The organism is Enterococcus sp. AAFC-DPL-5146 (assembly GCF_058216635.1).
Genome location: NZ_CM177103.1, coordinates 1,470,302 through 1,487,884, shown reverse-complemented (window position 1 = coordinate 1,487,884; position 17,583 = coordinate 1,470,302). Strand labels below are relative to the sequence as shown.

Below are 17,583 nucleotides of genomic sequence, written 5' to 3'. Positions count from 1 at the left end.
ATCACCTACAGTTCTTCTCTATTTGTTGAAACTTTTCCAGAAACAATTGTTAAATTCCCATTTCTTACACGCAGAGCATCCATTAACTCCTTTTCCTGTTGATTATCTTTTAACTTAATTCGATAACGTAATTCATAGAGACTACCCATGTTCGTCGTTTTTACTGAATCTAAATGAGCAGAATACGTGTATTGCTGAAATAAATCATCGAATAATCCTGGATAATCTAAATCTTCTGGAATCGTAATCTTTACTTCACGTTCAGCAATTTTTGGTTTTTCACCAAAATTTACTGTGTTTAGGAATAATAGAAAAAGAGTAATAATCAGAGAGAATAATGCAATATAACTCACATACCCCATTCCTGTTGCCAGCCCAATTCCCATAGACCAGAAAATACTTGTAATTTCCCTAGCCCCTCCTGCTACAGAACGAAATCTAATTAAACTAAATGCACCTAAAACTGCGACTCCTGTTCCTAAGTTTCCATTTACAAGCATAATGACTAACTGAACTAAAACGGGTAGTACAGCTAATGTCATCACAAAATTTTTACTATAAACATTTCTATACATATGAACGAATGCGACTAAAAGACCTAATAATACTGATGTGGTAATACAAACCAGCAGTTGTTTGAATGACAAATCAACTGAACTTTCTACTAATAAACTCGATAACATAACAAAAATCCTCCTTAAATTTTAAAAACATAATATACTCATTAAGCTCTGACAGAAAAATAGGAAAAAATAAAGGTGGTAGCTTTTGCCACAATTAGTTTTTGTCTTTTTTCCGAAAGACTAGCTCGCAAAGCTAGATACATATAAATACCGTTGATAGGTTTGTGCATATTTTGAAAAAGATGTTGGATAGATACCAAGTTCAGCTAGGATTTCTGAAAACCAAAGAGGATATGCCCCCAATGCTTTAACTTCCATCAATACATCTATCTCAGGGGCTACTCGCTCCCCTTTATCATCTAATGTATTCGTCAACGCTTCTTTTCGATAACGGATATTAAAATCAAAAGTTATTCGAAAATCTTCCTTTTCTAAATCAAACAATGCTCGTCTGTCATAAGCAATCATCACTTTAGGTTCCAGATTTCGCTTAGACACAAGCCAATCAATTTCCTGTTTTATTTGCTTATCTTTCTTTTTTTCTAAACGAAACGAATGAGGATATCGGATATAGTCTTTTGCTGATTGATAAGGTAATGCCACCCTTCTTTTATAAACCACACCGCTGACTTTCTTTTTTATTTCCAGAAAAACATCGGAAGTTTCTGTTGGTATACCGTAGCTTCGAATCCGAAATTTTTCTTTGAATACTGGTTTGGCTATTGAATGACGTATCATTTCATAATTTTCAGTATCGAAATAAACAGAAATAATTGTATGTAGGCCATAGTCGTCTTCCTGCATATAAGGATGTAACTTTGCTCTTAATTGATGATACATTTTATTCGTCAGAGCATACTTTTTTTCTTTTCTTTTAAAACTATTTTTTAGTTTAACCATTTTATCTCCTCCTTTGGCTGAATTCATTGTATAAAAGGAAACATAAATGAAACTTAAAGATAATCCGTAAATGAAATTCATATTGTTAATGGTGCTAGTTATGAAGTAGATAAAATTTGAGAATGTCATTTTAGAGATAGAGTAATCATCATCTCCTCTCACCTTTTAGTTATTTTCTCTTACCTAATCTGAAAATAATCACTTGAAGAAAACACAAAAAAGAGCTGAAAAATTATCAGCTCTCATCTTTTTTCTATTTTTTTATTCTACAAACTCAAATTCATATTCATCAATTCTGACGATATCGCCATCTTTAGCACCACGAGCACGTAAGGCCTCATCGATTCCCATACCTCGTAATTGACGTGCAAAACGCATCACACTTTCATCATGTTCAAAGTTGGTCATCTGGAACAATCTTTCTAATGTTTCTCCAGATAAAATCCAAGTAGCATCTGAATCACGATCGATTGTAAATTCTGGTCCTTCTGGTTGGAAACCGTAGTGAACAGTATCTTCTACAATTTCTTCCTCATATAATGGGAATTCTGGTGTCACATCTAATAAATCTGCTGTTGCATTTAATAAAGGTTCAATACCTTTGCGTGAAACCCCAGAAATTGGGAAAACAGGTAGATGATCTGCATATTCATCTGACCGTTCTTTTTCAAGCTGTTCTCTGAATTTTTTTAAATTTTCTTCTGCTTCAGGCATATCCATTTTGTTTGCTACAATAATTTGTGGACGTTCCATCAAGCGTAGATTGTGAGATGCTAATTCTTTATTGATTGCTAAGTAATCTTCATAAGGATCGCGTCCTTCCATCCCACTCATATCGATTACATGCAAAATAACTCTTGTCCGTTCAATATGACGTAAAAACTGAGTGCCAAGACCAATACCTTGAGAGGCGCCTTCAATCAAACCTGGTAAATCAGCGGCAGCAAAACTACGGCCGTCATTTGTTGAAACCATTCCAAGATTCGGTACTAATGTTGTGAAATGATAAGCACCTATTTTAGGTCTAGCAGATGAAATAACAGAAAGTAACGTAGATTTCCCTACGGATGGGAAGCCCACCAAACCAACATCTGCTAAAACTTTCAACTCTAATTCAATTATTCTTTCCTGACCCGGCTCACCATTTTCAGCGATTTCTGGTGCTGGATTTTTAGCTGATGCAAAACGAATATTACCACGTCCACCACGTCCGCCTTTAGCTACAGTCAATGTTTGACCATTTTCAATTAAATCACCAATCAATGTACCTGTATCAGCATCACGAACGGTTGTGCCTGGTGGAACCTTAACAAATGTATTTTCAGAACCACGTCCGTGCATTCCTTTACTCATACCATTTTCACCTGGTTGTGCTTTGAAATGACGATTGAAACGGAAATCCATTAATGTACGTAACCCTTCTTCTACAACAAGGATCACATCTCCTCCTTGACCGCCGTCTCCGCCTGCTGGTCCGCCGTCTGGTACATATTTTTCTCTACGGAAGGCAACCATTCCGTCTCCGCCTTTACCGGCTTTGACATCGATTGTTACCTGATCTAAAAACATGGACATATTTTTGTCCTCCTATCTAAAAAGGTTGGGACACAAGTTATTCAAGCCTATCAACTAAGAAAAAAGTGTGCTTGTGTCTCACCGTTTATTCTTTTCTAAATGAAAAATACTGTTTTAAAGCCTTTCTTATTGTAAAGGTTAAACTGGGATTTGTCTAGCCAAATTCGTTTTTATGAGTTGAAATTTGAATAGGCAACTGACACTGATGATTAGAGCACAAATAGATCCCTTCATCCAACTAGAGACCTAAATATAAACACTCTATAAAACTGTATTTTAATCCTATTTGTTTTTCAAAACTAAAAAAGACAAGATTTTTGACAAACGCTTTAAAAGCGTTCATGCTATGAGTATAGCGTGTGTAGCCGTTTTTTTAAGAATCGGTTATATAACGCTGACGTTATCAAGCTCTATAGCTTTAAAAAACAACATATAGAGTGTCACTTGCTCTTAATGATCAAAGGAGGAAATTTAGTATGACAGTAAAAGTAGGTATTAATGGATTTGGACGTATTGGCCGTTTAGCTTTCCGCCGCATCAAAGAAGTTTCCGATGATATTGAAGTTGTAGCAATCAATGATTTGACTAGTCCGACGATGTTAGCACAATTATTGCAATTCGACTCTACCCATGGAACTTATCCTGGAAAAGTAACGGCAACTGACGATGCGATCGTAGTGGATGGACAAAGTACAAAAGTTTATGCAGAAGCTGACGCAAGTAAGTTAAAATGGGTAGAAGAAAATGGTGTAGATATCGTCTTAGAGTGTACTGGTTTTTATACATCAGAAGCAAAAGCACAAGCCCATATAAATGCTGGTGCTAAACGTGTCGTTATTTCAGCTCCTGCTGGTGATATGAAAACAATCGTTTATAATGTTAATGATGATACCTTGACTTCTGATGATAAAATTATCTCAGCGGGCTCTTGTACGACAAACTGTTTGGCCCCGATGGCTTATTTCTTAAATAATGAGTTTGGTATTGAAGTGGGTACAATGACAACCGTTCATGCGTATACATCAACTCAAATGTTACTAGATGGACCTGATAGAGGTGGAAATTTGAGAGCTGCTCGTTCTGCTGCTGACAACACTATTCCCCATTCAACAGGTGCTGCTAAAGCAATTGGCTTAGTTATTCCAGAATTAAATGGAAAACTACAAGGTCATGCCCAACGCGTACCAGTTGTTGATGGTTCTTTGACTGAATTGGTTTCTATTTTGAAAACAAAAGTAACTGCTGACCAAGTAAATGAAGCAATCAAAAAACATACGATTGATAACCCTTCTTTCGGTTATGATGATCGTGAAATTGTTTCTAGTGATGTTATTGGTACTACAGAAGGCTCTATTTTCGATCCAACTCAAACAGAAGTAACAACTTCAGGTGATTTCCAATTAGTGAAAACTGTGGCTTGGTATGATAATGAGTATGGTTTCACTTGCCAAATGATTCGTTTGTTGGAAAAATTTGCTAATCTATAAAAATTAAATCATCTATATTATGCTTTTTAGTCAATAAACGAGCAGTCAATGAATTAGTGTTTAAATTCATTGACTGCTCGTTTTTTTGTTCATTTATCAGAAAATTAAACATTTTCAGCAATATGTTCAACTAATCGTTCTGTCTCGTCCCATCCCAGACATGGATCAGTAATCGATTGTCCAAAAACTTTTCCATCGGCTTCTTGACGGCCGCTTTCAAGGAAGCTTTCAATCATAAATCCGCGAACCCATCGTTTCATATCATCATTCCATGAACGGTTAGTTAACGTTTCTTTCACGATTCTGATTTGCTCTTTGTATTGTTTACCTGAATTATCATGATTTGTATCAATCATGATAAATGGATTTTTGTAGTTGCCAGCTTTATATAAATTAACAACTTTTAATAGATCCTCATAATGGTAGTTCGGGATATTTTCACCATATTCATTCAGCCCGCCTCTTAAAACAACGTGCGCTAGAGGATTTGAGCTAGATTCCACTTCAAGTCCATTAAAAATAAATTCTTGTTTTTGTTGCGCTGCGTATAAAGAATTAAATAAAACCTTTAAATTACCACTAGTTGGGTTCTTCATTCCAGTTGGTTGATCGATTCCACTAGCGACAAAGCGATGCTGTTGATCTTCAACAGATCGTGCGCCAACAGCAATATAGCTGACTAAATCTTGGACAAATTCCAAATTTTCAGGATAAAGCATTTCATCCGCTGTTGTTAAACCTGTTTCACTAATGACACGATTATGTAAACTTCGGACAGCAGCGATTCCTTTGATTAGATTGCTTTTCCCTTCTGGATTTTGTTGATGTAGTAAACCTTTGTATCCGTCGCCGTTAGTTCTTGGTTTATTTGTATAAACGCGTGGCACCATGAATACTTTATCTTTTACTTTTTCTTGTAGTTTCGCAAGGCGAATAACATACTCCATCACAGCTTCTTCATTGTGTGCAGAACAAGGCCCGATCACAAGTAAGACTTTATCATTTTTTCCTTCAATGATTTCTTTTAATTCTTGATCACGAATCGCCTTTTTTTGTTCTTGTTGTGTTGTTAGTTTGGATAATGATTTGACTTGTTCAAAATTAATTGGCTGGCTCAATGGCTTAAAACTCATACGATAACTTCCCTTCATTCTTTCTTATGGACAAACAATAAAAAAACCCGCCCTTTTCATTTCTGAAAAGGACGAGTTTTGAAAACTCGTGTTACCACCTTTGTTTACAATCAGCTCACACTCATTGTCTTGATAGGTACAAAATTATACCTTGGCACAATAACGGGTGCGCTTGACCGTCACAGCCTACTTTATTCGGTGTGAAGTTCAAAGAGGAATTCAGATACATTAGGTTTATGCGCCTCTCAACACCCGGCTGCTTTCTGTACACCTGTAATATCCTACTAGTTCTTATCAAAACTTTTATTGTTTATTGAAGTCATTGTAAGAGATTCTCCAAGAGATGTCAATCATTTTCATGAATAAAAAATTAGGTGATTGAGATACAACTCTTTGAGTTATCTCTCAATCACCTAGCATTCCAAGTTGTTAAAGGCTTATCCTTTAACTTCTTCTGTTGGTTGGTTTTTCTTTTTTTGTTGGCACTCTTCACAGATGCCATGAAAAGTTAGTCTATGATCTTTCACCATAAAACGGTAACGCTGTTCAATTACTTGTTCCACTTCACCTAATAGATCTTCTTCTACTTCTTCGATGTTTCCACATTCCAAACATAAAAGATGATGATGAAAGTGCTTGGCTCCTTCTTTGCGTAAGTCATAACGGGCTAATCCGTCATTAAAACTTACCTTGTCGACGACTTTTAAGTCAGTTAATATTTCTAATGTACGATAAACAGTTGCTAGACCAATCTCAGGGCTTTTTTGTTTGACTAAAAAATAAATTTCTTCTGCCGACAGATGGTCTTTCTCATTTTCCAGCAATACCAAAACTGTTGCTTCTCGCTGAGGAGTCAGTTTGAAACCAGATTCATGCAATTGTTGTTTTGTTTTCTTTAAAGCAGCAGTAGAATCCATAAACGCAGCTCCTTGTTTAGAATGATTTTAATCTATATCTATAATTTCTAGTAACAAATTATAATAAGTATAAAATAACTCCACAACATTTGCAAGTCATTCTCAATTAGAATGAAAAAACAATTATTTTTCTTGAGATTCTTCTTTTAAAATTGTGAATCCTTCTTTTTGAGAAATCTTTCCTTGCTTCAGTAAATTACCGATTGCTCGTTTAAATTGTGCTTTACTGATACCGAAAGTTTGTTTGATTTCCTCTGGATTGGATTTATCTGTAAACGGAATCTTGTGATCAGCGGAACGCTCCAAGAATGTTAATATCATCGCGGCATCGTCACTGATTGCCTCATATCCACGAGGTTTTAAAGAAAGGTTCAGAACACCATCAGGTCTAACACCGATCACACGACCATTGATTCTTTCACCTAAACGAGGTTCTTGGTAACGTTCTGAAGGATGAATAAATCCAATACAAAAATCGTCTGTTAAGACAAATGAACCTACCATTTTCAAACGATAAACAACACCACTGATATTTTCATTCTTTAACTCTTCTGTTCCTTGTTTAGCCATAGCTTTAAAGATTTTTTCATCAGCTAATTGACCCCAAATCCGTTCTTTATTATCCACCTTTAAAGAAACCATCAACTGATCTCCTTTTTTCGGCCATAATTCACGCATAACAGGAAGTTCATCTAAAGAAACAACAACATCCTTATCTTTTAAACCGATGTCTACAAAGGCTCCTAGATCTCTTCTAGTGCCAGTTACAGTTCCAAAAGCATATTGATCTATTCTAGCTGTAGGAATGTTTGTAGTCATTTCTGGTTCTTGTTTTTGGTTTAAATATCCAAAGCCTTCTACTGCTTCCCCTATTTCATGACTGCCTTCTTCTTTGGCCAATCTCAAAGTGATCCCATTTTTTTGTAAAAAGTAGTAGCTCTCATTTTCATCTATGACTAATGCTGTAAATACTTGTGCTAATAGTTCGTTCATCTTTTTCTCCTCCTGGCGCTTAGCCTAAAAAAATACGTAATAAAGCAATGGTAATCATCCCTACCAAAACTGTTTTCATTAAATCTTTTGTTCGAATAGCAACAAGTAAAGTAGGAATACAACTTATTGCTTCTAGCGTCTTTATTTTAGGAAAGCCTGTTGCTTGGACTTCTAAAATACTCTGAAATAAGAGCGCCGTCAAGATACAAATTGGAATATAGGATAAAAAACGCAGAAACCATTCAGGGAAATCGACCTTCTTTGAAATCAGAAATGGAAAAATCCTCGGAATCCAAGTGACTAATGAACATCCTAAAATTGTTAGTAAAACATAATTGTTACTCATGGTGATTCACCATCCCAACTGTACAACCTAAAATTGTTGCAAATAAAACGGAAAGTTCTGGTGAAAAAAAGCCCATAAAAAAATATAAGGATAAGCATACTGTTCCCAAAACAATCAATGTTTGTTTTGTGCGTTTTTTAATAGGAGTTTCTACTTGTAAAATAAATAAACCAGCAAACATTGCCACTAAAGCAAAATCTAGTCCTAAAAGATAAGGATCTGGAATCCATGTACCTAATAAGCCTCCAACAATCGTAGAAATAATCCATGTTAAATACGCCGTGATGTTCAATCCGTGTGTCCAAGCAGAACTGATACGATGATCATTATTTAAAGCTGTCATCAACACCCCATATGATTCATCCGTTAACAATGTTCCAATACCTATATTTGTAATCAGCGGTTCCCTCTTAAAGTAAGGAGCGACAGACATACTCATTAAAAAATGCCGTAAATTGACTAAAAATGTTGTGAAAATAATAGCTGAAATCGGGGATTGAATTGCAAGCATCCCGCAAATAATAAATTGTGCGCCACCAGCATAAACTAAAATCGACATCAAGGCAATTTCTAAAATAGATAAACCTACATTTTTACCAACGACCCCAGCGGCAATCCCGATTCCCAAATAACCTAAAATTGTTGGTATACATGCATTTACACCTTCTTTAAATGTTAAATACTCTTTTTTTTCTATACCCATACAGTTCTCCTTATGATACAACGTGGTTTTAAGCCACCTTTTAATTCCAAACAGTTCAACCTACAAATACTTTTGAAATACGATTTTTCATAATTTAGCAGGAAAACCAGAGTGTGAGACAAAAGTAAAAACACTTTTGCCTCACACTCTGAATCTAAGTAAACAGGGTGCAAAAGCAACTAATTTAAAATAGTCGCTTCTGTTCCCGATATCATTTCAACACTTAAATTATCTTCCTGCATTTCTTGAAGCGTTCCCCTTAAACCAACCAGTTTTTGCATTGATAGTAACCAAATACTGATTGTCCGCTCCGTATAAATTGTAATATCCTTCGCCGTTAATAATTCTAGCTGGTTGTAAAGAGTATGCTCCAGCTGTAATGTACCCACGTTGAATAGATGTTGCAATGACTTTTTCCTGAATCCCAGGAGCCCAAGCCCAAGCAGGATTGCTCATATCACTAATATCATTTGGATTAACAGAATAGACAGGATCAGTATAAACTCCCTCAGCATTTGGCGCAGAGAATGTACTAGGGTCTGGTTGTACACCATTAGCAGTTTGAGTATTATTGCCTTGGTAATCTGCCGTTGTTCCGTTGTTAGTTGTTTGTGCAGGTGTTTGATCTGTCACTGGCTGATTTTCTATCGTAGTTTCAGTATCTGTCAATGATTTATCTGCTTTAATTAGTGCATCATTCAGTGGCTTACGCAATGATTCACTTTTGACTTTATCAACTTCTGCTTTTGCAGCATTGTAGTTTTCTCTTGTTAAAGCATCTGTCAATTCATTGTTTTTATAAAAAACATCTACCGCTGTTTTAGCTTTTTGTAGTTGATCATACTGTCCCGTAGCTTGACCAACTGCTTGATTAAGTAATTTATCAAAATCGTCTTTTTCTTCGCGTTTTGTCAACTCAATTTTTTTATCTGCTTTGATTGCTACGTCTTTTAATTTGTTCCCATTAATAATCGGTTCAGCAAATAATTCATTTACTTTTGCGACTGCTGTTTGTTTGTCCACGACTTTTTTATAAACAGCTTCCAGATTTTTATAGTTTGAGTCATCTTTTAACGTATCTAAATTTTCTTTAATTGTTTTCGTGTTGACACTGACCATTTCTGGTTTGAGGAATAATTGCTTATCATCTGTAAAATAACTATTTAATTCTTTTTCAGTTTGTGTTGCTAATTTTTCTTGTTTTTGTGTGACTTGTTCTCCAGTTGCAGATTTTTTTTGCGTTTGACTATACGCAAACCAAGAACCACCTGCAAGAATAACAGCTGCTGCTAAAACGATAGACATTTTTTTATAGTTTTTACTTATCGGCTGCTTTGATGGTTCATTTTTAGTTGCCTTCTCAGCTGCTGGTTTTTCAAATTGAGTTTTTGTTGTTTTCGTTTCTTCTGTATCTTTAAAGAAAATAGGTGCAGCATCCATCTCGATCTCTTCTGGTTTTTTACTCTTTGATGGGATCTCAGGATTATTGTTAGGTAAAGCTTTTGGTCCGATGGTTTTGGTTTCTTCCGCTTTGTTATCAGGTTTCTCAAATTTTGTAATTTCTTCTTTTGGTCTATTTTTTTTCATTTGCTCAGATTCTTTTTTCACCGGTTCTGTTGTTTTATTTTCAGATTCCGTAGGCTTCACTTCATCTACTCCTTTATCATTTAATTTTGATTTCTCATCAGCAGTTGTTGCTTGACCATTATTTTCTGATGTTGCATCAATTTCTTTAGGTATTTCTTGCTGTAAATCTGTCTTATTTTTTGAAGGTGTTTCCTCAACATTTTCAGGTTTCTCATTTTTATGTTCATTGATGTACTGATTTAAAGTTGCAGTATCTGCTAGTTTGTCTGGATCTTTATCTTGAGAAACGGACTCTTTTTCAACGGTATCTTCTATTTCAGTTTCCATTATTTTCGTTTCAGCTTGTTCTTTTTCATTCTTTTCCGGTTTTTCGTTACTTTTTTCTTCTGGTTGTTGTTCGTTGAACATTGTCATTACATGACCGATACTCATATCTTTTAGTTCAGACCATTCAATATTTTCATTTTGATCTTTAGTCAAAAAACTGGAACTATTTTCTTCTTTTTCATTATTCTTGTCATTTTTAATTGTTTGTTTAGGTGAAGTTTCCTCTTTAGCTTCTTGATCTTTAAAAGAATAACCGCAATTTGGACATACTTCTTCTTGGTTGTCTATTTCAGTTCCGCAATCCGGACATTGTTTCGTCATTCATTCCGCCTCACAATCTATACATTCATGTAAATCTAATCTACCATAAAATCGTGTTTCTTCCAATATGTACTATCTAACTTTTTTGTTACGATTGTTTAAAAACAGCCCTTTTCGAAAAAAATCGAAAAGAGCTGTTCAAAGTTCAAAGAAAAACGTCTTATTCTAGAAAATCTTTTAGTTGTTTAGATCTAGAAGGATGGCGTAATTTACGTAATGCTTTGGCTTCAATTTGACGAATCCGTTCACGAGTTACACCAAATACTTTTCCAACTTCTTCTAATGTTCGTGTACGTCCATCGTCTAAACCAAAACGTAAACGTAAAACATTTTCTTCACGGTCAGTTAATGTATCTAATACATCTTCTAATTGTTCTTTTAATAGTTCATAAGCTGCGTGTTCAGCAGGACTTGTGGCATCTTGGTCTTCAATGAAGTCTCCAAGATGAGAATCGTCTTCTTCACCGATTGGCGTTTCCAAAGAAACAGGTTCTTGAGCGATTTTCAAGATTTCACGCACTTTTTCAGTAGGCAAGTCCATTTCAGCACCAATTTCTTCTGGTGTTGGTTCCCGACCTAGATCTTGCAATAATTGTCGTTGGATACGGATCAATTTATTGATAGTTTCCACCATATGAACAGGAATACGAATCGTTCTCGCTTGGTCAGCAATTGCACGTGTGATCGCTTGACGAATCCACCATGTCGCATATGTTGAGAATTTAAATCCTTTACGGTAATCAAATTTTTCAACAGCTTTCATCAAACCCATATTTCCTTCTTGAATCAAGTCAAGGAATTGCATACCACGTCCTACATAACGTTTAGCAATCGATACAACTAAACGTAAGTTTGCTTCTGCTAAGCGTTGTTTTGCTTCTTGATCGCCTTCTTCGATTTTTAAGGCTAATTCTACTTCCTCTGCTGCAGTCAATAATTGAACGCGCCCGATTTCTTTTAAATACATACGGACAGGATCATTGATTTTTACACCAGTCGGGGCAGATAAATCTTCCATTTGAGCTTTTTCAGCAACTTTTACATCTTTTTTAAGACTATGTTCACTTGGATCACCATTCTCATCGACAACACTAATTCCGGCATCCTCAACTTTTTGAATCAATTTTTCCATTTCATCTGCATTCAATGTAAATGGTGTTGCTAATTTGTTTGTTAAATCATCATAGAAAACATTACCTTTAGGCTTATTTTCTTTGATAAAGGCTGCCACTGCAGCTGAATATTTTTTTTCTGTTTCTTTTTCCATGAAAGAAGGCCCCCTTCATTTTTCCATTCGGCTAAATCTATAAATCATAGTCAGATACGTTGTCTAAAAAAATTAAGACGCTGTACGACTTTTTTGCAATTGTTTTACTAAGCTGATAACTTCAATGGCTAGTTCGTCTACTAATTGTTTGTTGCCAAGTCGTTCTGCTTCTTTCTTTTGTAACTGCTTTTCAGCAATTAATTCTTCTAAACTGGAATTATCAATCACTTTCAACACATCAGCTATCTCACGCTCAGAACTTTCTTCTGAAATGGTCTGTAAAGAAATGTCGATTGCTAATTTTTTAATTGCTTCTTCTTTTAAATAATCCAAAAAGTCAGCAAGAAGAAATTCATCATGAATACTCATATAACTATCTAACAGCAAATATAATTCTTGATAATGATCATGAGCAAAATTAAAATCTGCAAGTTGAATCATTTGGTTTCTAACACTTTGTTCATTCATCAAACGATATAACAGTGTACGTTCTGCCTTCTCTACTTGTGTTAATGGCAGTTTATTTTGAACAGATGGAGCAACATCTTCAAACATCTCTGGAGGTTCCAGCATGCCTTCCATTTCAAATTCTTGAGGCGGAGGTGTTGTTTGTTGTTGACGTTCTCTTCGTTTAGTTGAGCGCTGTTGTGTCTCAATTTGTTTCAATTGCTCTTCTAAAGAGTGGAAAGATAGCTGAAATTCTTGGGCTAACTGATTTAAATAGCGATCTCGCTCAAGTGGTGATTGTACCAAGATTAATTCCTTCAGTAAGTCATTCACATAATCTAACTGTTCTTTTTCGTTATTCATATTCCTAGTCAAACGATGGTACTGCATTTTAAAACTAAATACTGTTTCTCGACCATGAAGTGCTAACTCACGGAATGACTCGTTTCCATATTTTCTTAAGTACTCATCTGGATCTAGTTTTTCTGGAATGCTAACAATACTTAATTGAAAACGACTATGTTCACTCAACAACGAAATTGCCCGATTCGTAGCTTCAACACCCGCCGTATCACCATCATAACAAACCACAAGTTCCTTAGCTACTCGTTCAAGCTTGCGAATCTGCTCATTGGTTAAACTAGTTCCCATAGATGCAACGCCACTTGTGATTCCTGCTTGCCAAGCTGCAATTACATCCATAAATCCTTCAAATAAAAACACAGTATTTTCTTTACGAATTTCTTTACGGGCTTTATCAAAATTAAATAAAGTATCTCTTTTATTAAACAGGACTGTTTCCGGGCTATTTAAATACTTAGGCATGTCGTCACCTGGAAAATCTTCTGTCTTAAGTAACCTTCCAGAAAAAGCAATCACGTTTCCACGATCATCATTGATTGGAAACATCACTCGCTGATAAAAACGATCCAGAAAATCGCCATTGTCTCGTTGAATAAACAATCCAGATTCTTTCGATAGATTTTCAGCCACTTCTTCATTTTGGAATACTTGACTTAAAAAATCACGTTTTTGAGGAGCAAATCCAATTTTGAACGTTTCAATCAACTCTTTTGTTAACCCGCGTTCTAATAAATAATTCAACGCAGGCTCACCGATTTGCGTGTTCATCAAAACATGATGGTACAAATCCGCTGCTTTTTTATGCAGTTCAATCAGTTTGCGATTTTGCAAATTTTCTGTCGAGTCAGAATCTGTGGTATTTGTCCAATCGATATTGACTGGGATTTGTTCTAATTCAGCTACTCTTCGTACTGATTCAGGGAAATTAATTCCTTCTATTTCCTGCAGAAAATTAAAAACAGTTCCGCCTTTTCCGCAGCCAAAACAATGAAAGATCTGTTTATCTTCTGCTACTGAAAATGAAGGGGAACGTTCTTCATGAAACGGACATAGACCCATATAATTTTTTCCGGATTTTTTCAATTGAACATATTGTCCAACCACATCAACAATATTCGTACGTTGCCTTACTTCCTCTATAACCTCTTGAGGAATTCTTTGTGCCACTGTTCTCACCTCCAATAAATAGCTAAAAGCTAATTCACGTGATCAGTCAGTAAAAAAGCACTGAATCCTTCAGCGCGATTTTAAAAAGACACAATTACACATGTTTCATTGTATCATAATAAACGTAATTTTCAAGTAAGTTGCATCTTTATTTTCATTATTCTTACTTACTTTTAAAAAGAATCTGAGGTATAACTTTTCTAGCTATACCTCAGATTCTTAAAGCAGAAAGAAAAGCTTGATCAAACCTCTTCTTATAAATCTTTAATCGTTTTACCTACTCGTTGCATTTGGAAAAAACCAATTATGATTCGTACAATGATATTAATAAGCATCATCACAGCAAAAATCGGCAATGTTTGTTGATTTAAAAAGCCGACTTCTAAAATACTGTGGAAGAGCATTGCAGCTACATAAATTCCACTGACAGTTGTAATTGCTATGAAAATTCGCAAAGGATTAAACGGTAAACAAGCGCGAACAACAGCCATACAACTAATACCAATCAATAAATAATACATTAATGTGGTTGTTTCTATTTGAGTAAAACCTTGATTTTGTCCCATTAAATAAACAGCAACAATGTTTGCTACCACCAACACAGCATTAACAGAAGCATTTCTTAACGCAGTTGGTAAAAATTTCCCTGTAACTTTCCTCTTGTCACCTTCAAAGGATAAGAAGAATGCTGGATACCCTTCAATGGCCAAGTCAATCAACGTGATTTGAATTGGAATGAAAGGAAATGCCACTGCTGTAAACACACAAATCATTGATAAAATAAATGAATAAATGGTTTTAATAAAGAAGATACTTGCCACTTTTGTTACATTATTAACCACACGTCTGCCTTCAAATAAAACATCCGGCAATGTAGTAAAATCTGAATCCAACAAAACTAAATTTGAAATTTGTCTCGTTGCACCATCGCCTTCTGCCATAGCAATACTACAATCCGCTTCTCTCAAAGCTAAAACATCATTTACGCCATCACCTGTCATGGCAACTACATGGTCATTATCTTTCAGTTCCCTAACAATTGTTCTTTTTTGTTGAGGTGATACACGGCCAAATACAGTATATTCATGAACAGCTTGACGTACCTCTTCTTCGGTTTCCATTGTTGACAAGTCGATATAAGACTCATAACCAAATAGACCAGCACGACGAGCAATATTAGAAACGGTCACGGGATTATCACCAGAGATAACTTTTAAGTCAATACCTTCTTCACGAAGATATGCTAAAGTTTCATTGGCATTTTGACGAATTGGATCATCGATTTCTAAAACAGCCAACGGTTCTAAATAAGGCATCGTTTCTTCATTTAATGGCGTATTTTCTGCGATAGCCAACATTAATACACGATACCCATTTTCTTGGGCTTCTATCACTTCTTTGGGTAATCGATCTTCTGCTACTAATTTTTCTGGAGCTCCAAGATAAACGGTTCCCAATTCATTAAATTCGATTGCTCCCCATTTTCGTTCAGATGAAAATGGCAATGATTTTATCGCGCCATAACGGTTCGATAAGTCGAAGTGGTCACGGATGGCTTGCATTGTAATATTATTGTCCGTGCTCTCTGCTAAGTAACTGCCGATGATTTGCGGGAAATTCTCATGATAATTCGCATGCATAACTTTAACTTTTTGAACTTTCATTTTTCCTTCAGTGATCGTTCCGGTCTTATCTAAACAAAGAGTATCAACATGTGCTAATGTTTCAATTGAATACATATCTTGAACAAGAATACGTTTTTTTGCTAATTTCACAACACCGGTTGTTAATGCAATACTGATTAAAAGAACTAAGCCTTTAGGCAACATTCCAAGCAAAGCTGCCGCTGAAGCCACAACTGAAGCTTTCATTCCAGAATCTCGAATCATAAAACCTTCTAAAAATAGAATAATCCCTATAGGAATAATAACTAAACTTGTAAACTTCGATACTTTGCGAATCGAATGAACTAATTCAGACTGGATTGGTTTATGTACTTTGGCTTCTGCCGTAATTTTAACAGCATAGTTATCAGCTCCAACATGAATGACTCTTGCATACACTTGTCCACTTGCAAGAAAACTTCCAGATAATAGAACATCTCCTTCTGTTTTCTCAATTAAATCAGATTCACCAGTTAACAAAGCTTCGTTTGCTTCTGCTTTACCTTCTATAACTTCCATATCAGACGGAACTTGCTCACCAGCAGAAATTAGAACAATGTCGTCCAACACTATTTCTTTAGTATCGATTTCTACCTCTTTGCCTTCACGAATCGCATGGACACTTTCTTTGGCAACGATTGATAATTTTTGTACTAAATTTCTTGCATGGATTTCTTGATAGATTCCCATCCCCATATTCACCAATATGATAGCCAAAAACGCCAAATTGGAGTACGCGCCTACAAAAAATAAACAAATCGCAATCGCAAAGTTTAAAAAGTTAAACAATGTCATTACATTGTCGTAAATAATATCTTTTGTTGATTTAGCGACGTTTTCTTCATAGTTATTTTGCAGCCCTTGCTGTTTTCGTTCCTCCACCTCTAATTGGGTCAGGCCTTGTTTTAAGTCGAACTTATTTGTCATGGATTTGATTCCCTACTTTCTCATTGTTAAAAATACACCTTCTTTAGTTTACTTGTAAATAGAAAGAACATCAAGAAAATCCTTAAGAATTCGTATTTTTTAATAGACGATAATTCCTAAGGATCTGTATTTTTAATATTAAAATTATTTTAACCATTTAATAAATTGCTGATTCATCTTAACAATATCCGCATAAAACATGTTGCCTCCGTTACTATAGAGGAAACCTCCATTGTATATAAGAGCTTGCGGACGATAATAACGATAGGTTTTTTTATCTGTGTTACCTAGTAATGGCGATAAAATCTCTTTTGAATATTCTTCTGCAAGAGCAATGGAATTTTTTCCACCTCTATTTTTAACAAATTCAATATAATCTAAACCAAAATTATAGGCTTGCACTCCAGTCCACAGATCACAGCCTGCTTCATTTGCTTTTTCAATGGATTGAGCTAAAAAAGCGACACCCATATCAATACTTTCTTTCGTCGTACCTATCAATTGACGTTTGCCATAAGCACTCTCGCTGCTTTGCATCAAATCATCTGACAATCCTTTTGATTCAGTGTAAATAATAGCCAAAACTAAATTTTTATATTCAGGAATATTATTTTCTTTAACTGCTTGCTCCACTTCTGGCTCATAGCTCATGACTTGTTGAACATTTTGACGGATTTTAAACCCAAAATAGCCCAAGCCAATAACCAATACCAATAAAAGTAATAATAGCATTCTTTTAACGATTTTCATCACTTTTCTCATCTTATCATCCAAACTTTTTTGAAGTAGACTTTATAATACGTTATTATTCAAAAAAAATCTAAAAAAAAAGCGAT

14 protein-coding genes and 1 other annotated feature are annotated in these 17,583 nt (G+C 35.3%); of the genes, 1 reads left to right on the top strand and 13 read right to left on the bottom strand.

From position 1 onward, the window contains the following. Positions 1-5: 5 nt before the first annotated feature. The 3 genes from AC4BB2_RS06665 to obgE all read right to left on the bottom strand — a co-directional run bounded on the left by AC4BB2_RS06665 (position 6) and on the right by obgE (position 3,098). Complete coding sequence (locus tag AC4BB2_RS06665) at positions 6-683, bottom strand: DUF4956 domain-containing protein (protein WP_490474647.1); 678 nt, start codon at positions 681-683, stop codon at positions 6-8. 120 nt (positions 684-803) lie between these two features. Continuing rightward, positions 804-1,523, bottom strand: coding sequence for a polyphosphate polymerase domain-containing protein (locus AC4BB2_RS06660; RefSeq protein ID WP_490474646.1), 720 nt, complete (start codon positions 1,521-1,523; stop codon positions 804-806). Between the two features lie 261 nt (positions 1,524-1,784). Next, positions 1,785-3,098 carry a GTPase ObgE gene (gene obgE, locus AC4BB2_RS06655; protein WP_490474645.1) on the bottom strand — a complete coding sequence of 438 codons (1,314 nt, stop codon included), beginning with the start codon at positions 3,096-3,098 and terminating at the stop codon, positions 1,785-1,787. Between the two features lie 476 nt (positions 3,099-3,574). On the opposite strand from obgE, the gene gap reads away from it, so the two are divergent. After that, the gene (gap, locus tag AC4BB2_RS06650; RefSeq protein ID WP_490474644.1) at positions 3,575-4,585 is read left to right on the top strand and encodes a type I glyceraldehyde-3-phosphate dehydrogenase; all 1,011 of its coding nucleotides are present in this window, start codon (positions 3,575-3,577) and stop codon (positions 4,583-4,585) included. 104 nt (positions 4,586-4,689) lie between these two features. On the opposite strand, the gene AC4BB2_RS06645 is transcribed toward gap, so the two are convergent. The 10 genes from AC4BB2_RS06645 to AC4BB2_RS06600 form a co-directional block, all read right to left on the bottom strand. Continuing rightward, complete coding sequence (locus AC4BB2_RS06645; protein ID WP_490474643.1) at positions 4,690-5,718, bottom strand: 3-deoxy-7-phosphoheptulonate synthase; 1,029 nt, start codon at positions 5,716-5,718, stop codon at positions 4,690-4,692. Positions 5,719-5,782: 64 nt separating this feature from the next. Next, positions 5,783-6,025, bottom strand: a binding site (T-box leader). A gap of 130 nt (positions 6,026-6,155) precedes the next feature. Next, positions 6,156-6,635: a ferric iron uptake transcriptional regulator gene (fur, locus tag AC4BB2_RS06640; protein ID WP_490474642.1), complete on the bottom strand. Its 480-nt coding sequence runs from the start codon at positions 6,633-6,635 to the stop codon at positions 6,156-6,158. A gap of 123 nt (positions 6,636-6,758) precedes the next feature. Continuing rightward, the gene (locus tag AC4BB2_RS06635; protein ID WP_490474641.1) at positions 6,759-7,628 is read right to left on the bottom strand and encodes a CvfB family protein; all 870 of its coding nucleotides are present in this window, start codon (positions 7,626-7,628) and stop codon (positions 6,759-6,761) included. A 19-nt stretch (positions 7,629-7,647) separates the two neighbouring features. After that, positions 7,648-7,974: an AzlD domain-containing protein gene (locus tag AC4BB2_RS06630; RefSeq protein WP_490474640.1), complete on the bottom strand. Its 327-nt coding sequence runs from the start codon at positions 7,972-7,974 to the stop codon at positions 7,648-7,650. Next, on the bottom strand, positions 7,967-8,671 hold the full coding sequence (locus AC4BB2_RS06625) for an AzlC family ABC transporter permease (RefSeq protein ID WP_490474676.1): 705 nt from the start codon (positions 8,669-8,671) through the stop codon (positions 7,967-7,969). The genes AC4BB2_RS06630 and AC4BB2_RS06625 overlap by 8 nt, the downstream gene beginning before the upstream one ends. Positions 8,672-8,905: 234 nt before the next feature. After that, positions 8,906-10,912, bottom strand: a complete 2,007-nt coding sequence (locus AC4BB2_RS06620) for a cell division site-positioning protein MapZ family protein (protein ID WP_490474639.1) — start codon at positions 10,910-10,912, stop codon at positions 8,906-8,908. A 160-nt stretch (positions 10,913-11,072) separates the two neighbouring features. Next, on the bottom strand, positions 11,073-12,179 hold the full coding sequence (gene rpoD / locus AC4BB2_RS06615) for an RNA polymerase sigma factor RpoD (RefSeq protein ID WP_490474638.1): 1,107 nt from the start codon (positions 12,177-12,179) through the stop codon (positions 11,073-11,075). A gap of 72 nt (positions 12,180-12,251) precedes the next feature. Then, the gene (dnaG, locus tag AC4BB2_RS06610) at positions 12,252-14,156 is read right to left on the bottom strand and encodes a DNA primase (RefSeq protein ID WP_490474637.1); all 1,905 of its coding nucleotides are present in this window, start codon (positions 14,154-14,156) and stop codon (positions 12,252-12,254) included. Between the two features lie 254 nt (positions 14,157-14,410). Beyond that, positions 14,411-16,747: a cation-translocating P-type ATPase gene (locus AC4BB2_RS06605; RefSeq protein ID WP_490474636.1), complete on the bottom strand. Its 2,337-nt coding sequence runs from the start codon at positions 16,745-16,747 to the stop codon at positions 14,411-14,413. 144 nt (positions 16,748-16,891) lie between these two features. Further along, positions 16,892-17,509: a lysozyme family protein gene (locus AC4BB2_RS06600; RefSeq protein ID WP_490474635.1), complete on the bottom strand. Its 618-nt coding sequence runs from the start codon at positions 17,507-17,509 to the stop codon at positions 16,892-16,894. Positions 17,510-17,583: the final 74 nt, after the last annotated feature.

Coding starts and splice junctions, on each gene's coding strand:
- rpoD (WP_490474638.1), bottom strand. CDS start 12,179: ATGGAAAAAGAAACAGAAAAAAAATATTCAGCTGCAGTGGCAGCCTTT.
- obgE (WP_490474645.1), bottom strand. CDS start 3,098: ATGTCCATGTTTTTAGATCAGGTAACAATCGATGTCAAAGCCGGTAAA.
- fur (WP_490474642.1), bottom strand. CDS start 6,635: ATGGATTCTACTGCTGCTTTAAAGAAAACAAAACAACAATTGCATGAA.
- gap (WP_490474644.1), top strand. CDS start 3,575: ATGACAGTAAAAGTAGGTATTAATGGATTTGGACGTATTGGCCGTTTA.
- AC4BB2_RS06630 (WP_490474640.1), bottom strand. CDS start 7,974: ATGAGTAACAATTATGTTTTACTAACAATTTTAGGATGTTCATTAGTC.
- AC4BB2_RS06635 (WP_490474641.1), bottom strand. CDS start 7,628: ATGAACGAACTATTAGCACAAGTATTTACAGCATTAGTCATAGATGAA.
- AC4BB2_RS06620 (WP_490474639.1), bottom strand. CDS start 10,912: ATGACGAAACAATGTCCGGATTGCGGAACTGAAATAGACAACCAAGAA.
- AC4BB2_RS06645 (WP_490474643.1), bottom strand. CDS start 5,718: ATGAGTTTTAAGCCATTGAGCCAGCCAATTAATTTTGAACAAGTCAAA.
- AC4BB2_RS06600 (WP_490474635.1), bottom strand. CDS start 17,509: ATGAGAAAAGTGATGAAAATCGTTAAAAGAATGCTATTATTACTTTTA.
- AC4BB2_RS06605 (WP_490474636.1), bottom strand. CDS start 16,747: ATGACAAATAAGTTCGACTTAAAACAAGGCCTGACCCAATTAGAGGTG.
- AC4BB2_RS06665 (WP_490474647.1), bottom strand. CDS start 683: ATGTTATCGAGTTTATTAGTAGAAAGTTCAGTTGATTTGTCATTCAAA.
- AC4BB2_RS06660 (WP_490474646.1), bottom strand. CDS start 1,523: ATGGTTAAACTAAAAAATAGTTTTAAAAGAAAAGAAAAAAAGTATGCT.